Here is a 1,196-nt window from a genome sequence, read left to right on the forward strand (position 1 = left end):
CTGAGCTGGGGGTGGCCGCAGAGACCAGCGAGAAGCGACTGTTTACTAAAAACACAGGTCCGTGCGAAGCCGTAAGGCGATGTATACGGACTGACGCCTGCCCGGTGCTGGAACGTTAAGGGGACCGGTTAGCTCCATTTCGGTGGGGCGAAGCTGAGAACTTAAGCGCCAGTAAACGGCGGTGGTAACTATAACCATCCTAAGGTAGCGAAATTCCTTGTCGGGTAAGTTCCGACCTGCACGAATGGCGTAACGACTTCTCGACTGTCTCAACCATAGGCCCGGTGAAATTGCACTACGAGTAAAGATGCTCGTTTCGCGCAGCAGGACGGAAAGACCCCGGGACCTTTACTACAGTTTGATATTGGTGTTCGGTTCGGCTTGTGTAGGATAGCTGGGAGACTTTGAAGCATGCACGCCAGTGTGTGTGGAGTCGTCGTTGAAATACCAGTCTGGTCGTGCTGGATGTCTAACCTGGGTCCGTGATCCGGATCAGGGACAGTGTCTGATGGGTAGTTTAACTGGGGCGGTTGCCTCCTAAAGGGTAACGGAGGCGCCCAAAGGTTCCCTCAGCCTGGTTGGTAATCAGGTGTTGAGTGTAAGTGCACAAGGGAGCTTGACTGTGAGACCGACGGGTCGAGCAGGGACGAAAGTCGGGACTAGTGATCCGGCGGTGGCTTGTGGAAGCGCCGTCGCTCAACGGATAAAAGGTACCCCGGGGATAACAGGCTGATCTTCCCCAAGAGTCCATATCGACGGGATGGTTTGGCACCTCGATGTCGGCTCGTCGCATCCTGGGGCTGGAGTCGGTCCCAAGGGTTGGGCTGTTCGCCCATTAAAGCGGTACGCGAGCTGGGTTTAGAACGTCGTGAGACAGTTCGGTCCCTATCCGCTGTGCGCGTAGGAGTCTTGAGAAGGGCTGTCCCTAGTACGAGAGGACCGGGACGGACGAACCTCTGGTGTGCCAGTTGTCCTGCCAAGGGCATGGCTGGTTGGCTACGTTCGGGAGGGATAACCGCTGAAAGCATCTAAGCGGGAAGCCTGCTTCGAGATGAGGGCTCCCACCCACTTGATGGGGTAAGGCTCCCAGTAGACGACTGGGTTGATAGGCCAGATATGGAAGCACCGTGAGGTGTGGAGTTGACTGGTACTAATAGGCCGAGGGCTTGTCCTCAGTTGCTCGCGTCCACTGTGTT

At 56.4% G+C, this 1,196-nt stretch carries 1 rRNA gene; it reads left to right on the forward strand.

Annotated features, from left to right (window positions below):
- A 23S ribosomal RNA gene (locus GTY84_RS20745) occupies positions 1-1,174 on the forward strand; the annotation flags it as partial.
- Positions 1,175-1,196 lie beyond the last annotated feature (22 nt).

The organism is Streptomyces sp. SID8352, assembly GCF_009862265.1.
In the GTDB taxonomy this organism is placed as follows: Bacteria; Actinomycetota; Actinomycetes; order Streptomycetales; family Streptomycetaceae; genus Streptomyces.